Genomic DNA, 18523 nt, shown 5'->3' on the forward strand with positions numbered 1-18523 from the left:
TGAACTTCGGTATCGACGTGATCAACCAGATCAAAATCGAAAACCCACACCTGTGGGATGCCGAGATGAAAGAGGAAGCGACCCAGATGATCCTGCAAGGGACTCAGCTGGAGATCGAATACGCGCGCGATACCATGCCACGCGGTGTACTGGGCATGAACGCGGCGATGATGGAGGATTACCTCAAGTTCATCGCGAACCGTCGCTTGTCGCAGATCGGTCTTAAAGAAGAGTATCCAGGGACCACTAACCCGTTCCCATGGATGAGCGAGATCATGGACTTGAAGAAAGAGAAAAACTTCTTCGAAACCCGTGTGATCGAGTACCAGACCGGCGGCGCGCTGAGCTGGGACTAACGTGTAGGAGCCCCCGCTTGTCACGAAGCATTGACACGTTGTCACGATGACTTAGCACGCCAGCTTCCGATTCGTCTAAGCCTGATTTTTTCAGGCTTTCGGATCGGTTTTAGGCTTTGACTAAAATAGCCGCAACGAAGCGCGGAAGGATTGAGCCGCGGCTATCTGCTGGCACTGAAAGGAGCGGTAACGCCAAAATATCATACAAAGGCAAAGCGATAGACTGGGCATCTTTCCTACAGGTGGGTTGACGAAGGGGCGCACGCAACCAGCATCCTGCTTTATCGTCGGAGCTTCAGGGAAATAAGTTAGGTGAAAAAGCCGTAACTTGTTAATTAGGTGCTATTCGGAAGCCGATATTTTTTCCATCGTCGACTTCACCAAGTCCAATGGGGAGCTGTTGAGTGCTACCGCCAGAGCAAAAATGGTAGCTAACGTCGGTTGGTGATGACCTCGCTCCATAAGACTCACATAGTTGCGCTGCAACCCAGCTTGGGCAGCTAATGCTTCTTGCGTAACCTTCTGACTTAATCTCGCCTCACGCAAGACCTTACCAAATGCAACTGCGATATCCACTCATCCCTCCTATCAGAAGGGAACTGTGAGGTAGAGCGCTGCAATCGTCTTCACAGTATACTGTGAATATTTCGCTAATGGAGGAATCTAGATTTGCCTGAATTGATGATCGCAGTCGTGGACGAGTCAGGGCTTGAGGGTCAAGACATCTCAAAGTATTTGGATGGCCAAATCGCTTTAGATCGATTCGAGCATACAGGGACGCACCCGCTATTCATGATCTTTCATTGGCACCTAAACTCAACAGGTGCAAATCATAGCGTCTCGATCATGGATAACTATTTTAGGATGCGAGACTTCTCGGCAAAAAATTTAAACCGTAAGAATCTTGGAATTGAGAAGGTATTAATATTACTTCCTCCTGACATTGCAAGCGGACGCGGATGGATCGTAGAGGAGTTTGTAGAGGCCGTCATTGAAAAGAAGATTGAGGGCCGTCCCGCATACATAATATACAAGACACTTTTGCATTCTTATAGATACCTACTTTCAGATGCTGTTGAAGCAACATCTCCCGATCAAAGAGTCATATTGAAAAATATTGCTTCTTCCTCTCGGAACAGTCGCTGCATCCAAAAACCAAAAAATGATGGCAGTAAATTAGTGCAAGCAAAAACATCAGACCATTAAAATTCAATTAGCACCTATGAAAAAATTAATGACGGATTACGAGCAAGCGGTAAAGGCCCTTATAGAAGCCAAAAATATCGTTATCTCAACAGGCGCAGGCATTTCACAAGAAAGCGGAATTCCCACGTATCGCGACGGACTCACCGGATTGTGGGCCGGGCAAAATCCACAGTATTTGGAAACAGCCAACGCGTTCCGCGAGAATCCTCAACTAGTATGGGGATGGTATCTGTGGCGTCGACAGCAGGTAGCAAGAGCGAAACCCAACGCAGGTCATATCGCTCTACACCAGATGGCTGCTCTGGGGCGTAAGGTCTCCATCATTACGCAAAACATCGACGACTTGCACGAAAAAGCGGGCTCGAAAGAAGTACTCCACCTACATGGCAGTTTGGCTACACCGAAATGCTTTGCGTGCCACCGGCCCGCCGCCCTGTCGTTTGATAACGTATACGTGACAGATTTCGGTGCCCTGATCGAGCCACCTAGGTGTGAAAAATGTAATGGAAAGTTGCGTCCTGGAGTGGTTTGGTACGGAGAAGACCTCCCCAAAGGCGCCTGGAAGTCAGCGATGTCATTGATTAAAGATTGCGACGTTCTGGTTTCCGTTGGCACATCAGGGATCGTCACCCCGGCCTCGGACCTGCCTGATATCGCGTTTGGGTTGTACAAAACGGTAATTCATGTGAACACTATCGATCAGGGTGTGGGCGAAAACGAACCCAACGAAATCTCGTTAGTAGGTAAAGCTACTGAAGTACTCACACGACTGTATTCGATGATGTTAAAAGAGGTCCAGACTCGATAAAATTGGCCTGTGGGCGCACGCGAAGCAAAGTGAAGTCAGGCTAATTTTTGGCGAACCTTTATAGTTCGCTTTTAACCTCGGGAGGACGCTGCCACTGGGCACAATTCACGCAAAGTGAGTTGGCGACGCTTACAGAACTACATATTTCACGCATGGATGGGCAGCAAATCGGTCCTGATAGAGGGCGTGCAGATTGTTGTGAATATCGGAATATATCCTGCTGGATATAAATTATAGTCCGCAGGATATATTCGGATATTTTCCGCCGGTAGGCATGCATCAGTACTGCAGCGCCACCCTTGCGTTTATCACCGAAGGATGGAGCGACACCGTCATCGTGCGCTCATGTATCGACTCGGGAGGTAATGGCAAGACAGTTGATGGCTTCGTCGCTGACCCATTAACTCAGACGTACGACAAGTAGTATTGACCTTGCCCCTATGGGCTTCAGGATTGGCTCCATGCTCTATGACTCTAAGCAAAGGCTAGGCTCATTCGGGCGGTTCTGCGCCCTTGAGCTGGTTGGTACTCTCAAGCCTGAACAGTGTCCGCCCATTACCGGACGGATGGTCAAGGCGCTTTGATTCCTCGGATTCAATGTCCGGGCTACCTAACTGGGGCAGAGTGAAGCCGCAAAGACTCAAGGAGTCTAGCTAGACTGTACTTGACCCCACTGCTTTCGCAGCTACAGTCAAATTCGGTTCACATTTGAGAGCAACCCAAGCTACCGGTCGCTCTATGGGGCAATCGTCCTACTATAAGGAGGTGAAATGGCACTTGCTATTCTACTGCTGGCCATGTCGGCGCTAATCAGTTTAGTAGCCGGACGCTTCCATATTCTCCATCTGTCCGGTGGGCTCGCGTGGCTGATCTCTCTGGTGCCGTTGATCATGATGTTTGGCGCAATTGGCTGGGCTGTGCACGGGCGCTTGGATGGCGTGTTGATTGATCGAGACAACCGGATCAGTCTATCGCGCCTACAGCTGGTCTTGTGGACCGTGCTCCTGATGGGAGCTCTGCAGGCCGCTGGCATTTTCAACAGCACAGTCACCTACCCACAATCCTTCGGCGCTGAAATGATGCTCGGCCCGCTCGACATCAGGATTCCACCAGAGATTTGGACGCTACTCGGACTCGGCAGCTTCACGGCCGTCGTGGCGCCAGTGATCAAGCAAGGCAACCGAACCCGTCCACTCCGCGCGCCCGAGAAGGATACCGACATTGTCAGCGAGATTAAGCATGATCGGGGCCTGAGGGAGGCTGGCCGTTTCGCTGGACGGGTCTATCAAAACGCATCATCCAATGACGCACGCTGGATCGACCTTGTGATGGGAGACTATGAAGGAGCTGCCCACATCGACATCAGCAAGCTACAACACTTCGTGCTAACGCTACTCCTCCTGCTGATCTACGGCCTTGCTCTATTCGCAATCATGGACAAGAGCCTGCCGCTATCTGAACCGGTTAACAGATTTCCGGACATATCGCCGGGCTTGCTCTCACTACTCGGAATTAGCCACGCAGCCTATCTTGCTGACAAGGTCGGGGGGTCGTCGTGAGTGTACGCATGGATCGGCGGGAATAGCGTTGATGAGCCCGGTTGAAGTGGTAGAACTCAAGAAGCAGTTGACTGAGCTTGGCTTCAACTTGCTGTTTGATGTCGGCGACCAGCCCACTGCATGGCTTCGGCACGCTATCCGCGAGTTTCAGATCTACGCCCGCCTACCTCGGGTCGCGAAAGTTAAGCAGGGAAGCGCGAACGAGGCTCGCTGGCTTGACCGCCTAGAAGCGACGAACAACTCCAAGCGCTACACGGGCCAGATTGACGGCATCTATGATCGTGCATCTGTGCAGCCTATCCTCGATCACTGGACAGCCGCAAAGTATCGATGCCCAGTCGTCGCAGAGATATACATCAGGATCGGAAAAGCGAAATGGTCCGAGCTTGGCGAGGGCTCAAGCGATGTCCGCGGCAACTACTGGCGCTATGACGACCCTCGCATCAAAGCGTTCGTCAAAGCGTCCAAGCGCGATAAGCCCTATGGCGAACTGCATGTCCGCATCTGCGACCTGACTGGCCAGTTCGAGGAGGAGCATAAGGCATCTGTCATGTCCGGACGCATCTTCAAGCACCATGTGTCGGCGGCCAAGGGCAAGCCGCCGGATGTATATGTCGGTGGGTATGTCGCTAACTCCCCCCTCACCATGACCTCCACGGCCGAAGTCACGCCGAAGAATCTCATCGGCAAGGAGTGGGCCGATTTGAATGATCAGGCTCGACGGACCTTCCGGGTGATTCGGGCTGTTTCTGAGCACGAATGTTATGGCTATCTTGAGTCGATCAACGGCTATGACGATGCCTGGATGTCGCAGGGCCCATGTCACTGGACTCTAGCGCTCGCCGTGCCTGGCAAAGCGGGCCCTGATGACGATGCGAATCCTGGCGAACTGCCTGCTTTCATTGCCTATTGGGCTGCCACAGAGACCAATGACTCCAACGCGAAGCTGATCCAGCCATTCGGGGTCGTGCCGAAACCCACTTGGACCAATGGCAAGCCGCCGAGCAAGCCTGGCGGCGCCTGCAGCTACACCGGGCGCCTTCATTGGATGTCTGGGCCTATCGACGGTGCTGCGGAGGACGGCCCGATATCCAAAGTAGAGGACCTGAACTGGATTCGCACGACGCATTGGTTCTGGCGCTTCCTAGCGCTGGCCCGTAACGTGAAATCGTTTAGGCAGCGCCAATGGCACATGACCCGAATAAGACTGCGAGACATCCTGGCCTACGAAATCGACCCCTCCGATCGACCTATAAAGGATGCCGGCTCGAACACGGTGGCGGTTTCCAAGCTGATCACCTCAGAGGTTGGAGTCGCGCTGCTGCTTCGATGTCATATTCGCAAGTCGGGCTTTATGGCTCAGAAAAAGCTTGCGCACCCATCGCTTCGACTAGCGCTCGCCTTTGCCAACATTGCCGAGAAGGATCCTGCCAAGTGGAAAACGGCCGAAGAGGCCGTCCTCATCGAAGGGCTGCTGGCCTCTGCCGCAGTCGCGAAGCTGCCCGCCGACGTGGCAACCAAGCTCAAGAAGCTGACAATTGATCGCGTGCACGAGATGCGTGCGGAACTCGCCACGCTCGAGCCGGCTGGTGATCTGCTCGCTCAGTGCCGGAAGCTCCTGAGCTGGCCAGATCGTTCCCAATTCGAGTGGGGCCGAAAGGGTGCCGCGTTCAAACTCCCAGAAGAGGTGGCCACACCTGCCCTTAGAAGCGAGCGCGGCTCCTTCCAGCTTGACAAAGACAACCTGCCGACTTGAAGTAATGGAGACGCTAATATGCCACCGATCTTAGCTCGACCGTTCATGATGTTGGTGCAGGCCACGCTCCTTTGTGGGTGTGCAGTTGGCGAGTTGTCGCTGCGAACGCATATGCCCCTCGACTCGCCGCTAGCACTACCCGACAATGCAACGGAAATAGGTCCGTCAGTCGGCATTCCGAGGCCGCAGATCGGAACGCGCTGCCAACTCGGTATCGGGCCTGGAAGAGAGCCCCCTCTCCCAAATAATCCGAAACCAGATTTCGCCGTGCGTCCTGGCGTGGGTACGCGAATTACCTTGGCAACCTGGAGCGCAGGCACACTTCGCGCTGACCTGGGCTCAGGCAACTCTAACCCACCAGTCCTCACACCAACAAACGTCGCGATTCGCTTGATCGGCAGCGGTCAGCGGATCGATGCCGACGAACGGGCGGTGCTGGCGACCTTCCTTACCGCCAATAGGACCGAATGGAGTTCGGGTGACCCGACAGGCGATTACCCGGTCTCAGAGAAATCGCGCGGCGCGCTGGCGGAGGTTTTGGAGGCGAATCAATCAGCGCTGTGGAACGCACTGGTGGGCAGCATGTGCATCGAGGTGCGCAAGACTGCGCCGCCCGGAGTCGAATTGAAGGTGCCAGCAATACGCGCCATCGGCAACATGGCCGCGCTGTGCGCTGCGATGCCAGCAGCTTCGCGCAAGGCATTCGTAGAGGCGTTTATCGACACTCTCTCCGCAACGGACAATCCCGACTGTGCTGGTTGGATCGTCAACCGCTCTCTCAACGGAGTCGGCCCGCTGGTCCACAGCGTCGCATGGCCGTTTGCGACATTGGCAGTAGTGACCAAGGGTGGAGATAACGGCTATTACGACAGCGGAGGGCTTGGGTCGCCGAAGACACTGCTTGGCGAAATCGTGTTTGATGCAGTCCGTCCGCTGGAAATAGGAGCGCCACATTGGTCGCTCGCGGCTTGGGAGGCATCCGGCATCTGTAGGCTCGACAGCGAGGAAACACGCATCGACGCAGTGTTGCTAAATGGCGGTGCAGCCTATCTAAAGGTAGTCGACGAAAATCCAACGCATCGGATCATTGATCGGCATGTGACGCGTGCTCTGGAGCGGAACAAAGACACCAATCCGTTCAAGGCCAGTATCCTCCGGACCGATCTGAGGCTGCTCACCGCAGCCGATGTGCGCGGACTGCGCTGGATGGCCGGCGAGAACGAGGTTAAAATCTCAGGTTGTGATCGGGCGGCCAAATGATGGTTACGCTCTCGCTCCTTGGGCTCAATCTTTCGATCACTGCTGGGGGAAGTGCGCAGCCCAATATGCCCGGGCTTACGGCACGGTTCTCGCTCAACTCCGCTGGATCCCAGCTCAAGATCGAGTTGAATGGTGCGTCAGGCGCTGCACAATTCTCTGGAGTTGATGTGTCGGTACCTTGCGTGATCCAAGATGGCAGGGTTGCGCTGCGGGAAGCCATGAGTCTGCCTAGCAACGGCACGATCACGCTGCAGATTGGGCATAGCAACGTTGACGCTACCGAGCTGGGTGCAGATGTCCAAGGTGGAGCGCTGCTCTTCAAGCATGGCGCGACCCTCGCGGCGGACCTGGCGCAAATCACAGGCAATCCGTTAAACGGCATTCTTAGCTTCGAACGCCTGCAATATTGGAAAGCGAGTCGGCTGGCGCTCGACCTGCAAACCGGCTCAGCCGAATTGCTCGCGGAGGATGATCGGCCTCGTGTACTGCTGCGTGACCAGTTTGGTGGCACGTCAACCAGCCCGCGTATAGACCAATTTTGCCGCATGCTCGGAGTTCGCCTTGGTGCCTCGTCGCCTGTCGTGCTTCTCGAGCCACGCACGGGCGCGTTGTTCTTCAACGCAGATATTCTCGACCCGACTGAAGCGCTCGACGATGGCTACAATGGATTGCTCTTCCAGCACATCGCGGCGGAAGTGCGCCTAGAGGCGGACCTCACAGCAGTAAACAATGGCTGGGAAATCTCGCAATGGTGGGTTGCTCCGACTGCGAAACGTTTTGTCCTCGCCGTGCCGGTACTCAGGGACGAGCATGGGCATCCTCTCGTGCTGAGCGTCCCGGTGCGAGTTCCAATCACCAAGCGCGTTGGCGTTCTTAAGGCGCAAAGTGACGGGAGACTCAATCAGGCTGTGATTCTGGGCCGCCGCGATTCCGAACTCGAGATCGATGTCGAGTTGGTCTCGATCGATCCCGTCAAGACATATGGTGTTGACCGCAGGCCTTCGCCACTCGGTAGCGATAGGACGATCAAGCCACCGTATTGGACCCATGGCAATTTCGCTCTGTCCAGCGACGACCGCCCGCGCGAGATTCTTGGCTGGTCCAGCAACGGCGCTATCCGGACTGGCGGGCGGGGCGCGCTCAAGTGCAAGCTCAAGCTGAGCCCGGTTCTCCCGTCAGCCACCGACCTTCTGTTTGTTGAGACCAGCTTGTCGTTCGAGACGAACGATATGCACCTTAGCGCTGACCTGCCTGAGCGTGGAACCTTCGTATACAACGGCACCAAAACGCCACCGATGCTGCGCTACATCGCGGTAGGGCTTGGGCGTACGGTAGCACTGCCGCTTTGCGATATAGGCTGGACCTTCGCCGATGTTGCCGGGCCAAAGCAAGCTGCCGGCGCACAGCCGCTTGCCAGTACGATTCAATCCTGGCCTGCACTACTTAACGAGGTACTTGTGCAAGGCTTCAGCGCCGCAGCGGTCGGTTCTTACGCGCATACCGAAGGGCACCGTGCGAACGCACCGCCGCAGGGCTTTGCACGTCTGATCGCGACTCCACCAGCAACAACTATAAGGTCGGGCGCACGCCTCGAAACTGCCTTCCTGCTCGCAGAGACCGTGCTCTCGCGAACAAGTCGAACATTAGCGCCCTTCTCGAGCCGCGTGGCAACAGAGCAGTCCACCGCATTTCTATTTGGCGGGTCGCGTAGCGAGCAAGCCATCGACGACGCGCTTGAGCGTTTGGACAAGGCCCGCACTGTGCTTGCGCCAAAGATTGAAGCGTTCTTCCGCTTTTGGGCTGGACATGATCTACCGTCAGGACTGGGGGCTGATCCTGGGCCGGCTCGCCGCGCGCTTCGCAGGTACCTCGTCGGTGAGCCAGCGGCGCTGCCCGACCCGGATAACTGGACTTGGGAGGATCTGGTCGAGGCGTCCGCGCGACTCAACCAGGCCACGGGCATGCTCAACCGCCCCCCCCCTAACGTGCTCGGGTTCGAGGAGTACGCAGAGGTCCTAGGCAATGCCTTGCCCGACGAGGTTGCCGAGTTGCTCGACCCCGCGGGCGACGACGGACTCCTGTCACGTGTCTTTCAATATGCATTCGCGCCGCCCTCGACCGATGTGCTGAAGCGCGCTGCCGCTGCGATTTGGAGCAAGGATCCTGCACACGTGCTCAAACAGCATCTGCCAATGTTGCGGCAGATGGTTGGCCAAGCGCTGGTGCAAGCGATGAGCGACATGTTCTCAGGCAACTTAAGGCCGTCAGGCCTCATCGCCGAGTTGCTCCAAGGGCTGTCGCCGCTGATAGAGCTGGTCGAGCAGGTCTGGCGAGATCACCAGAGCTTTGATCCCGAAATTGTCACGTTGCTCGACGATTTGAACGCGCGGTACGGGTCGCTGTTCACACCAGAAGTCTATGCGGCCGTTCTCGCAGAACCGATCGATTCCGACGCGCTACTAGAGGCGCTCCGCGCGATGGGGCTGCCGCTGGCTCGGCTCGCCGACCTGTCGTTCGAGCCGCCAGACTATTTACTGATTTCCCGTCGGACCAGATCCGCCGGTGTCGCCGGCGACACCGTCTCGCTGCATCCAGTAGACCGCGTCGCAGCGCTGTGGAACCATCGCTTCGATTTCTGCAACCTGGGCGGCGGCAAAGCCTGGGACATGTTTCTTGATGACGACACCACGCTTCTCGTCAAGCTTGGTGGCGAGCGTAGGCTGGACGATATTCTGGCCGAGGTCCACAAGGCCTATGTGACATCCCAGCGCCCGGACCCCTTCGGTCTCGTGCCTGGAATCGAGACGAACGATCCTGTCGGCGCGTTCCTCGATCAGCTCGCGAGCGATCTGCGTCATCCCGAGTGGCGCGGTGTGCTCATTATCAATCCTGCGATCGATCTCGAACGCGATCCGGTGTTCAGCACTTTATGTGGCTTCCCGCATATCAGTGCGCGCTACGCGGCGATTGGAGGACAGACGCCCGCTGCGCTCAGTGGTATCGACCTAGATGTGTGGGGGCGCATAGAGCGACGCCCACAAGTCGAAGGCTGGGCCGAGGCGAGGGGCGACTCGCTCAAGACACCGCCTGGCTGGGGCACCGCGGATGTTGGCTGGTCGCTTGCCAAGTTTGAAGCGACAATCAAGGGTACGACGATCCTTTGTGGCGAGATCGAGTTCGTACTTGAAGTGCGCGAACTGTTCGGCCGAAGCGATCTCAACTGGCCTTACATCAAGGTTTCGAGCGTGCTCCGCCCCTCCGATGCGCCTGCCAATGACGCAGCGCGCGACTTCACACTCGGTGCTAGCTTCGATACACCGCTCACGCTTGAGGTAGGCGTCGCATTCCTAGAGGAAGTGCAACTCCGCGGCATTCGCGTGGGATCTCACGATGGAGACACAACACTCGACGTCGACGCGGACCTCAAATGTCGCAAATGGGATATAGCCGGCATCGAGTTCGAGATGCCGGATGCGCCAGTGCGCCTGTCAGACTTTCGCATCCGCATGCCCGAGATCCACAGCGGGCTGTCTATCCCGATGGGTATCCGTCGCGCGCTGTCCTTTGATCTCGGAGCAATCCGATTTCCTGTGATCGGTGAGCGCCAGTTCCGTATAGCCGGACTCGAGATCAAACCTGTCGGTATCGGCATGATTCGGGATAACCGCGAAGCCATCCTCCAGCGCCTACGTGATGAGACCATGCCTGTGATTGAGCCGGACATGCCGAGCCCGGGCCGCTATGCCTATCCGTACCTCGACACTCGAATCTCCTTCGGAAGCGGTCCCGAGCTGGGTGGCGGCGGTCAACTTTCGCTGGTGGCGCGCGCGGGCGTGCCGGTATCGGATCCTGGCAAGAATTTTCACACCCCAGGCTTGGGCATCGCTTCGCTCGAAGGACGCGACCTTGAGCTTTCACTGTTTCGACTGTTGACGATCTCGGCGAAGGAAGTGGAAGTCGGCGTCATCCCGCTTCGCGATCCGGATTCGACCCGAATCAAATCAGGCGGCGCGAGCGCGGGCAACGATAGCGTCGGCGTCGTCAGCGTCAAGGATTTCAACCTGAAGCTGCTCTCCTGGTCATTGTTCAGCGACAAGGACGAGCGGCAGATGATCCTTGCGCAAAAGACCGAACGAGGCAGCGGGCGCGGGATGCTTGCCTGGTACTCAAGCGGCAACAACGAACCGAGCGGCGCTTTCTTCCGGCTACATTGGCTGCTGGTGGCGCGCAATTTCGATCCAGGCGGGAACGTTCTCAATGCATTGCTCGCACCCGGCGGCGACGACGATGTGAAGGGCGAGCGTGAAGCGATCGCGCAAATCTTGACCTCGTCACCGAACAAGCAGTTGAACGCCCGGATCGGCACGGACGATCCATGGCTATTCGGCATGCGTTTCGACTTGGGCGAGTTGTTCAAACCGTGTGCTTTGGTGCTCTACGACAAGCACTATTACGGTATCCGTCTTGGCGGCGTGGTACCGAAGCTGCTCACTGGCGAGGACGAACTGAACTTTGCCTACATCCCAGGCACCGAGCCCGCGCTTGATCGGTTCCGCACGACGTTTCGTTGCGCCGCGTTCGACCTGCTCGCCGAGATGCGCTCGGGCGTCATGGCCCTTGAGTGGAGCCCATGTTGGGACTTCCTAATCGACTGCGGTCAGCCTTGGCGCGGCCCGGACGGCTATGCCTGGGAGCGAGCCTTCTCGATGCCTGTTGGAACTTACGAAGCGAAGTTCGGCTTTTTCATTGAGCGCAGAACAAGTCTCGCACCGCCTGCTTCCCTCCCGCTGGACCAAGGAAAGTACGTAACGTTCAGCGCGGGCGCGGGCTTCTATCTTGGCTACCGCTTCGAACTATCCGCTGGCATCGCTTGGGTGCGTGCAGGCATCGGCGTGTTCGGTGTCCTAATCGGATCGGCGACGTTGAAGCTTCCTAGTAAGTCCGCCGCAGGCAATCCGCTCGCGCTGCTCAAGGGGTCGTTGGCGCAGCTCACAGTTGTCGGTGTGATCGGCATCTACGCATATGGGGAAGGTGGGGTCGAAGTCTGGATTCTGTCTGCGCGCTTCCGCGTATCGGCGCAAGCCTTTGTCCAAGTCACGCTTAACTACGTGCCCTCGGGACGCAGCATGATCGCCTGGGACGCGATGTTGTCAGCGAGGTATTCCGCATCGGTGCGCGTCGGCTCGGGCTGGTTCAGCTGGACATTCAGGGTCTCAGGCGCGGTGCAGATGCATATCAGTGGCCGCGCGGCGTTCGGATGAGGCTCAAATGACAAGACTCTACGTAGCGATCTCACACTTCCACTCCGCGCTGTTCGAACCGAACGGCCCCAATGGAGATGACTACAGCCACGACGCCGACGCGACGTTCGTGGTTGTACAACCTTTCTTGGTCGACGCCAATCATCCGGACCACATCCCTCCCGAAGACTATTTCGCGAGCTGGAATGTAGATCGCCTGGAACAGACCGGTTTTGTCCTCATTGACGAGCAGGTCGCTCGGCAACTGCACGGAACACGGATGATTCCAGTGCCATTCCCTAAGAATACCAACCTCAAGCTCACGCTTAAGGGGAATACGCGTTCGGGTGCTGCGTTTCCAGATTGGTGGGACGACCGGGTCGTTGGCGGCACCACACCGTTAGGCATGCCGGTCACGGAGTTCGATCAGCTTGGTGGAGACGCTGCGCTCGGCTGGCCAGGGTTCGCAGTGCTCTCCCAAGCGATGCCTCTCGTGGAGGAATTTGCGGACCTGGATGCGCGCAGCACGGAAGATGGCCCCCAGAAGCGCGCCGTCGTAGCCGCCCTCTTCGCTCTGTTCTCGCAGATGATCGAGGAGTGGAGCGCAGCACCGCCTGGGCTTCCGGCAAATGACGCACGGGTTAGGATCTGGACAGCGATCGTCGAGCCGCAATATCGCGCGCATCCGCTCAGCGACACGTCATGGTGGCGTACATACCTGGGTGAAGCGAATGGTGGCAGCGCGCGGATTGGCTGGGCGTACCGCCTGTTGATCGAAGCTGTCGCAAACGGTCCAGTCAGCGGCAAGGTATCCATCTCTGTACCACGGTATCCATGGGACGCCACGCTGCTCAGTCAGCAAGCGGGGCTTTTTCTCGATACGGGCCATCTTTCAGGCCGTTCTTATCTGGACGCAATGTGGTGCAGTCTGGCCGACATCGGCAAGCGCGAGCCAGCGAAGCTCGAGGGGACGCTGCAGCGATTGTTCGGTTTTGGCGAGCGCCTGGCTTGGCCGATGACTCGCGTCAGCGGGTCGGTGCAGCACGCAAAGCGATTCATGACGCTTAGCCCAAGCCTATCGGCGGACGCCAAACTCTCCCCGGATCAGAAACCGCCAAGCTGGATCGATCCTTCAGCTTGGCTGGTAACCAACATGGTGTCACTTCTCGGCCTGGTCTTCCGGATCACCCCCTTCGATCCCGATGATCCACCAACGCAGCTGACCACCGCCGACCTCATCATCGCCGGCCATGCGGTTCCACCAAGCGCCGATCTCGCCGGCGCACTCAACATCTACTTCGCCGCGATCGCGCGCGACGCCGCCAGTGGCGTCAAGCCGAACGTCTCGCTGGCAATCGCTCAGGAGAGAGGCGCGCAAAGCGTTACGCCCGCCAAGCCTGAGCGGTTGGTCCTTTTCGCGGCACGCGAGGCAAACCTTGCAGCACTCGATGCCAGTGCGCATCCAGCGGGCCGCAGCTTTGCAGCCTTCGGCGAAGCACTGCTCGACCTCGTCGACGGATCGGCTCGGTTTAGTGGCGGTGGCCCAAGGCTGTTGCCTTCAGTGTCCGCACCTCGGCGAGGGTTGTTCCATTCCGAGCTGGCCAAGCCCTTGCCCGCAGGTGCGCTAACTTGGCAGCGGCGAATCGCCGAGATCGAGCCGCGGCCGCTAACCGGCGCGGCCAATTCGGAGGGCCCAGCGGCCTACGCGCTGCGATTCTCAGACGCACTGCATCCAGCGGAAGCGCAGGTTGCGACATGGCTGGATGCGATCACTTCTGGCGGAACTGGAAGACAGGCATTCCTTTGGATTCCCACCGTCGACGCTCAGCAAACGCCACAGCCGACCACGGAGGTGACACTCAGCGCCGCGAACCTTCGTATAGATGTCGATGGCTCCCTGATCATCCTTGATCCCAATCCGGCAGCGGCTGGATCGCTAGCGAAGCTGCTCGCTGCACGGCCCGGGCTGCCGGGCGGGTCAAAAGATCCCCGTGTAACGATCGTGTTTTCGTCGCAAGGCGCCACTGATCCGTTCGATCTCGTCGAGGGGCTTTCCGATAAATTCTCGATCGTACTCGCCAAGGCTCCGGCGTCACGGCTTGGGCTCACCTCCGATCGGTTGGCGCTAGCATTGGAAGCTAGCTGGTCACCCGGCTATGATCCCGATGGAAGGCCAGCCGATGGCACGGCTACTCCGCTCGTCGACCAAATTGCCAACACGAACAAGCTCCGCTTGATGCTCAATACTCCAGGTGGCTACATCCGTGCGCTTTCGCTCCCCGACGCGCTGCTACCCCTTCCTTTCTTCGATCCTCACTACGTCCCGGCGAATCCGGACGAGGAAATCACCAACCGGCCTTGGCATCGACGCGGAATGATAAATCCGGACGGCCCGCAGGCCTACTACTGGCTTGGCGAGTATTTTGATCACTCGAGTGGTAGCGATGAGCGGCTAGAGGCAACACGGTTTCACACCTGGTCGCACGCAGGCGGCGAGTTCAGCCTGAGCGGTTATTTCGAGCATCAGTACGGCCATCGTGTTGCTATCCCTGAAATGCCGCTTGAGATGCGGCGCGGCGTCGACATCATCAATCCGGCACAGGTGCACCTTGGCGCGCCGCCAACGATGGGCAAGAGTGAGGGCCAAAGGCTAACACTGGTCGAGGCAAGGGAAATCCAGTTGGGTACAGAGACCAAGCTGCAGGTTGGCCTACGGAAGGACGCGGCCACGCAGGCGCTGGCCCGCTACGCGGCAAAGAGCCCCGTGGAGGACTTCGCCGCCGACCTGCGTACGCTCTATCGGGCGCTCGCGGAGCTTCGTGACGCGATCCACGCACGCAGTGCATTTGTTGAGATTGAGCAATGGGTCTTCGACAATTCGAGCGCGATTGGCGTTGGGAAAGGTGCGACACTGACGCAAGGCTTGAGCTGCGTCGACAACACGACCATGTTGCTCGAGCCTCCCGCACCGGGAAGCGCGCTTGCGAGAATGTTCGCCGCGTTGGACCGTGACCTCACGGCGTTTTGCACCGAGCTAGAGCAAGTGGTACAGACCAGCCCTGACAATTGGTGGGCACAGCTCTGCAACGTGCCCGTCACCAAGGCAGTCAGACGCGCATCTGTGCTGCGCGTTGGCTTGCTGCTCCAGCGCCCTGAGGCGGTCAATGCATCGCCCGAGTGGGCAAAAGGTGCGTTCATTCCGGTGGCGGAAGATGGCGGATCGGCGGCCGGCACCGCACTTGCAAACGTAGCCCAACAGGAGCTGGCGGGCTACCTTGCCAGCTCGCGCTTGACCTCGGCGCTCGATTGGATATTCGTGCCAGCAACGGAGGTCAAGACGCCAGTGCTGGGGGCAGGCGCGTCCACAATGCTTGTGCCAGAAGCGCCGACGCAGCGCGTACAGCGCGTCGTCGACCTGTTCTACATGCCGCACGCCTTCGTTCTGCCGGCGGCGCATTGCGCCTTGGGAGATCGCCAAGCGAGCTTCGACTTTGCGAGCTTCCTGCTCACGCTTCTTGAGGACGTGCTGAGTAGCCGCTCCATTGCGGATCGAGTTGAGCTCGCGACGCTCACTGCTGATGCGGCTGTACGCCTGCGCCGAAGGCTGCGCTTGCTACTCGAGCAAAAAAACGGTATCACGGACCATCTCATGCGAATGTTTCGCAGGGTCGATATCGCGGAACCTACCCCACCCGCTGACCAGCCACGCGCGTTACATTGGCATGCAGGAGCGCTACTCGACAAGTTGGAAACGCTGGAGGTCGATGGAGCCCCCTCTCCCGACCGTCCGTCCGCCGCCATCCGCGAGATGATCATTGATCGTCCGTCGCTCTACGCGTCAACGCGCGCGATCTCTATCGTTCCCTTCAATACCCATCTCGATCACCAGGGCAGCGATCCTGCCGCACCGTTCAATCATGACTGCTTCAGCCCAGAACTGCTCTCACTCGATCTGAAGAAGTTGCTCGTTGGTGATGACGGTACCGAGGCTGAGGACACGACACGTTTCGACCTGAGATCGCTACGTGGCGGAATGATCGGCAACAGAATCTACGCCTATGTGATCGACGTGCTCCCGGATCGGACCTATGACGATACGGTAGTCATCGGCCAGAACGTCTACCGCGGAATCGATCCAAACGAGGAGGACGCATGGGGAGTTCCTCGCGGAATCGACCAGATAGAGAGCTTTTCAAGCGATGGCCAATCAGGTGTCTTTGCGCGGCGCGGCGAGGATGCGATCGACCGACCTAGAACTGGCGAGCCACGCGGCATCGCAGCGAATGTCGTGCATGTGTTTCCGAGTTGGCGTGTGCTTGAACGCGATGCCAATGGAGTAAGTCGCAAGCAAGCCTACTATCTCCTTCCCGAGCGACGCATGCCACCGCTAGCACGAGCGGTTCCCATGACGACGCTGGACGGCAAAGACGCCTCACAAAGTATGATCACGTTGAACTTGCCTGCCCTATCGCCGGCCGCGCCATTGCCGAGGGTGAAATTGCGAGAGGCCTGGTCACCAGTTTACGACAACGCTACGGCGAGTCTTGACGCGCTCCAAGTGGCTATGCAGGGTGGCGGGGAGCCACGTGTTTATCGTCGCATTCTGCCCTCAAAGAATCCAAAAGATCCGGCAACACGCGCGCTGCCTACTGCGAAGGTCGCAGGCGCCGAGGCGGGTGGGTGGCATCTGCTCACAACCGTACTCGCGAACTTTTACTTCGCGATCGATCTGCAGAAATCGAAGTCGAAGCTCGTCGAACAGTTGGACGATGATGTCTACGAGATCGAAGTAGAGATGTGGCGGAAAAGCCCGCCAGTGGATTCGCCCGGAACGCCGGACAAGATAGAAGGATCGGACAAACTGCTCAATGCATATCGCCGGATGCGAGCGCTCAAGACCGGTACCCCCGCCGAAGTGATTCCCGCTGTCACCGAGGACGAACTCGTGAACAGTCTCTCAAACTGGTTGGCCCAGCCGCCAAGTGATGGACCCTACCATGGTGCGCACCTGCTCGAGGCCCCGATTCTTACTACGCAGAACCTGACGGCGCCAGCGCTGACCAGGAAGTTCAGGATCGGGCGTTCAGCACAAGCCGGGGGCTGGCAAATCAAGTCAGACCCGACGAATCCCAGTTCACTGGATGCAAACATAGTGGGCGCGCTCGGGGCTGTCGTCGGATTCGAGGTCTTGGCGCAGGTTGCCCCCAGCGCGACCAAGGGACCGGCCTATGATGCGGTCGTGCCAGACTCAGAACGGTCGGCGGTAATCCGTTTGAGCGTGCTTGACCATCCGTTCCACATTACGCGCGCGCGCATGCGCATCGTGCGCAACTGGACCGACGTGGACGGCGACGGCAAGCCGGACATCAATCCTGCATTCGTGCTGGCAAGCGGGTATAGCGAATGGGCATGCGAGGGACGCACACCGCGGCACGTGGATGCCGCGTTACTGAACGATGCGAAGATGCCCGACATGGGGCGAGAGCTTCGTGTGGTGCCAGCCGGTGCTCCACCCGAGACGAGTATTCGTGAGTGGCTTGAAAAAATCGACATGGGCGGCACTTTTGATGCAGGAGCGGCGCTGCCTGCAATGCTTAACGTGCCAGTATTCATCGATGTGGATGACGGTGACAAGTCGAAGTCAATCTGGGAATCTGACTGGATGACGCATGACGGCTTTACCGTCTCGGCGACGCTAAACCGAACTCTTGTTGATCTGAGCGCGCGCTATGGCAAAAGCGGAACTGTGTTTCCGATCCCAGCCAGGGAGGTGACTACGGTTCGTCAGATCTGCAGCGCGGTGCCCGGTGGGACGCTCGACAAGTTGCTCGGTGCGCTCCAGCCCGCCGAAATCATGACGCTCGATGCGTGGACGCGCGTATCGTGGAGGGACACCGAAGGGCATAGCGTCCTAAATGTCGATGTCCCGATCACATTCAAGAGCCGCTAGCGGGGTGCACACTCGACCACTGGGAACGCAGCCACTGCTGCGGGCCTGCGGTGCTGCCTGCCATAACAAGGCGCGTCACGCGCGGTGACCTCATCTTGACGACGAGCCGAGCCCTCAGGCAGCAGTGTAGGTAGACGTCAGGGCGTAAGCGGGCTGTCACTCATCAATCCAGCGCCTCCTTTGACGTTTGCGCGATGACAGTTTGGGGTCGGCTGGTACCGGTCGTGACAGGCCGGAGTCGACCCGACACGGGATCATCTAACCAAGACGAACTAACGTCTGCTATTAGCCAACGAGTTTGGCGCCTTACTCACTGCCATTTTTCTGCATGCCGCGCCCCATGAAATCTTTCACCGATACATAAGCAGGCGCTAGCTCCACCAATTGG

9 protein-coding genes are annotated in these 18523 nt (G+C 58.1%); 8 read left to right on the forward strand and 1 reads right to left on the reverse strand.

Going from position 1 to position 18523, the window contains the following annotated elements; genetic code table 11:
* Positions 1-356 (forward strand): ribonucleotide-diphosphate reductase subunit beta (locus tag BMZ57_RS13620; protein ID WP_074900529.1); only part of this gene is annotated, 356 nt, incomplete at its 5' end.
* A 342-nt stretch (positions 357-698) separates the two neighbouring features.
* Here the strand turns inward: BMZ57_RS13620 and BMZ57_RS13625 are convergent.
* Entirely contained in the window at positions 699-932 is a 234-nt protein-coding gene (locus BMZ57_RS13625) for a helix-turn-helix domain-containing protein (RefSeq protein WP_069672570.1), read from the reverse strand.
* A gap of 93 nt (positions 933-1025) precedes the next feature.
* Between BMZ57_RS13625 and BMZ57_RS13630 the strand changes: the two genes are divergently transcribed.
* The 7 genes from BMZ57_RS13630 (at position 1026) to BMZ57_RS13660 (ending at position 18135) form a co-directional block, all read left to right on the forward strand.
* Entirely contained in the window at positions 1026-1562 is a 537-nt protein-coding gene (locus BMZ57_RS13630) for a hypothetical protein (protein WP_139136442.1), read from the forward strand.
* Positions 1563-1590: 28 nt separating this feature from the next.
* Entirely contained in the window at positions 1591-2370 is a 780-nt protein-coding gene (locus BMZ57_RS13635; protein ID WP_069672572.1) for an SIR2 family NAD-dependent protein deacylase, read from the forward strand.
* A 770-nt stretch (positions 2371-3140) separates the two neighbouring features.
* A complete protein-coding gene (locus tag BMZ57_RS13640) occupies positions 3141-3929 on the forward strand; it encodes a hypothetical protein (RefSeq protein ID WP_069672573.1) in 789 nt (262 codons plus the stop codon).
* 31 nt (positions 3930-3960) lie between these two features.
* Positions 3961-5685, forward strand: coding sequence for a hypothetical protein (locus BMZ57_RS13645; RefSeq protein ID WP_069672574.1), 1725 nt, complete (start codon positions 3961-3963; stop codon positions 5683-5685).
* A gap of 297 nt (positions 5686-5982) precedes the next feature.
* On the forward strand, positions 5983-6945 hold the full coding sequence (locus BMZ57_RS13650) for a hypothetical protein (RefSeq protein ID WP_139136443.1): 963 nt from the start codon (positions 5983-5985) through the stop codon (positions 6943-6945).
* Positions 6942-12206: a hypothetical protein gene (locus BMZ57_RS13655; protein ID WP_069672576.1), complete on the forward strand. Its 5265-nt coding sequence runs from the start codon at positions 6942-6944 to the stop codon at positions 12204-12206. Before BMZ57_RS13650 ends, BMZ57_RS13655 begins: the two co-directional genes overlap by 4 nt.
* Before the next feature lie 7 nt (positions 12207-12213).
* Entirely contained in the window at positions 12214-18135 is a 5922-nt protein-coding gene (locus BMZ57_RS13660) for a hypothetical protein (protein ID WP_069672577.1), read from the forward strand.
* Positions 18136-18523 lie beyond the last annotated feature (388 nt).

The sequence above is a fragment of the Pseudomonas simiae genome, assembly GCF_900111895.1.
In the GTDB taxonomy this organism is placed as follows: Bacteria; Pseudomonadota; Gammaproteobacteria; order Pseudomonadales; family Pseudomonadaceae; genus Aquipseudomonas; species Aquipseudomonas simiae.

Excerpts from the sequence above, each read along its gene's own strand:
- BMZ57_RS13635 (WP_069672572.1), top strand. The coding sequence starts at position 1,591 with ATGACGGATTACGAGCAAGCGGTAAAGGCCCTTATAGAAGCCAAAAAT.
- BMZ57_RS13640 (WP_069672573.1), top strand. The coding sequence starts at position 3,141 with ATGGCACTTGCTATTCTACTGCTGGCCATGTCGGCGCTAATCAGTTTA.
- BMZ57_RS13645 (WP_069672574.1), top strand. The coding sequence starts at position 3,961 with ATGAGCCCGGTTGAAGTGGTAGAACTCAAGAAGCAGTTGACTGAGCTT.
- BMZ57_RS13655 (WP_069672576.1), top strand. The coding sequence starts at position 6,942 with ATGATGGTTACGCTCTCGCTCCTTGGGCTCAATCTTTCGATCACTGCT.
- BMZ57_RS13660 (WP_069672577.1), top strand. The coding sequence starts at position 12,214 with ATGACAAGACTCTACGTAGCGATCTCACACTTCCACTCCGCGCTGTTC.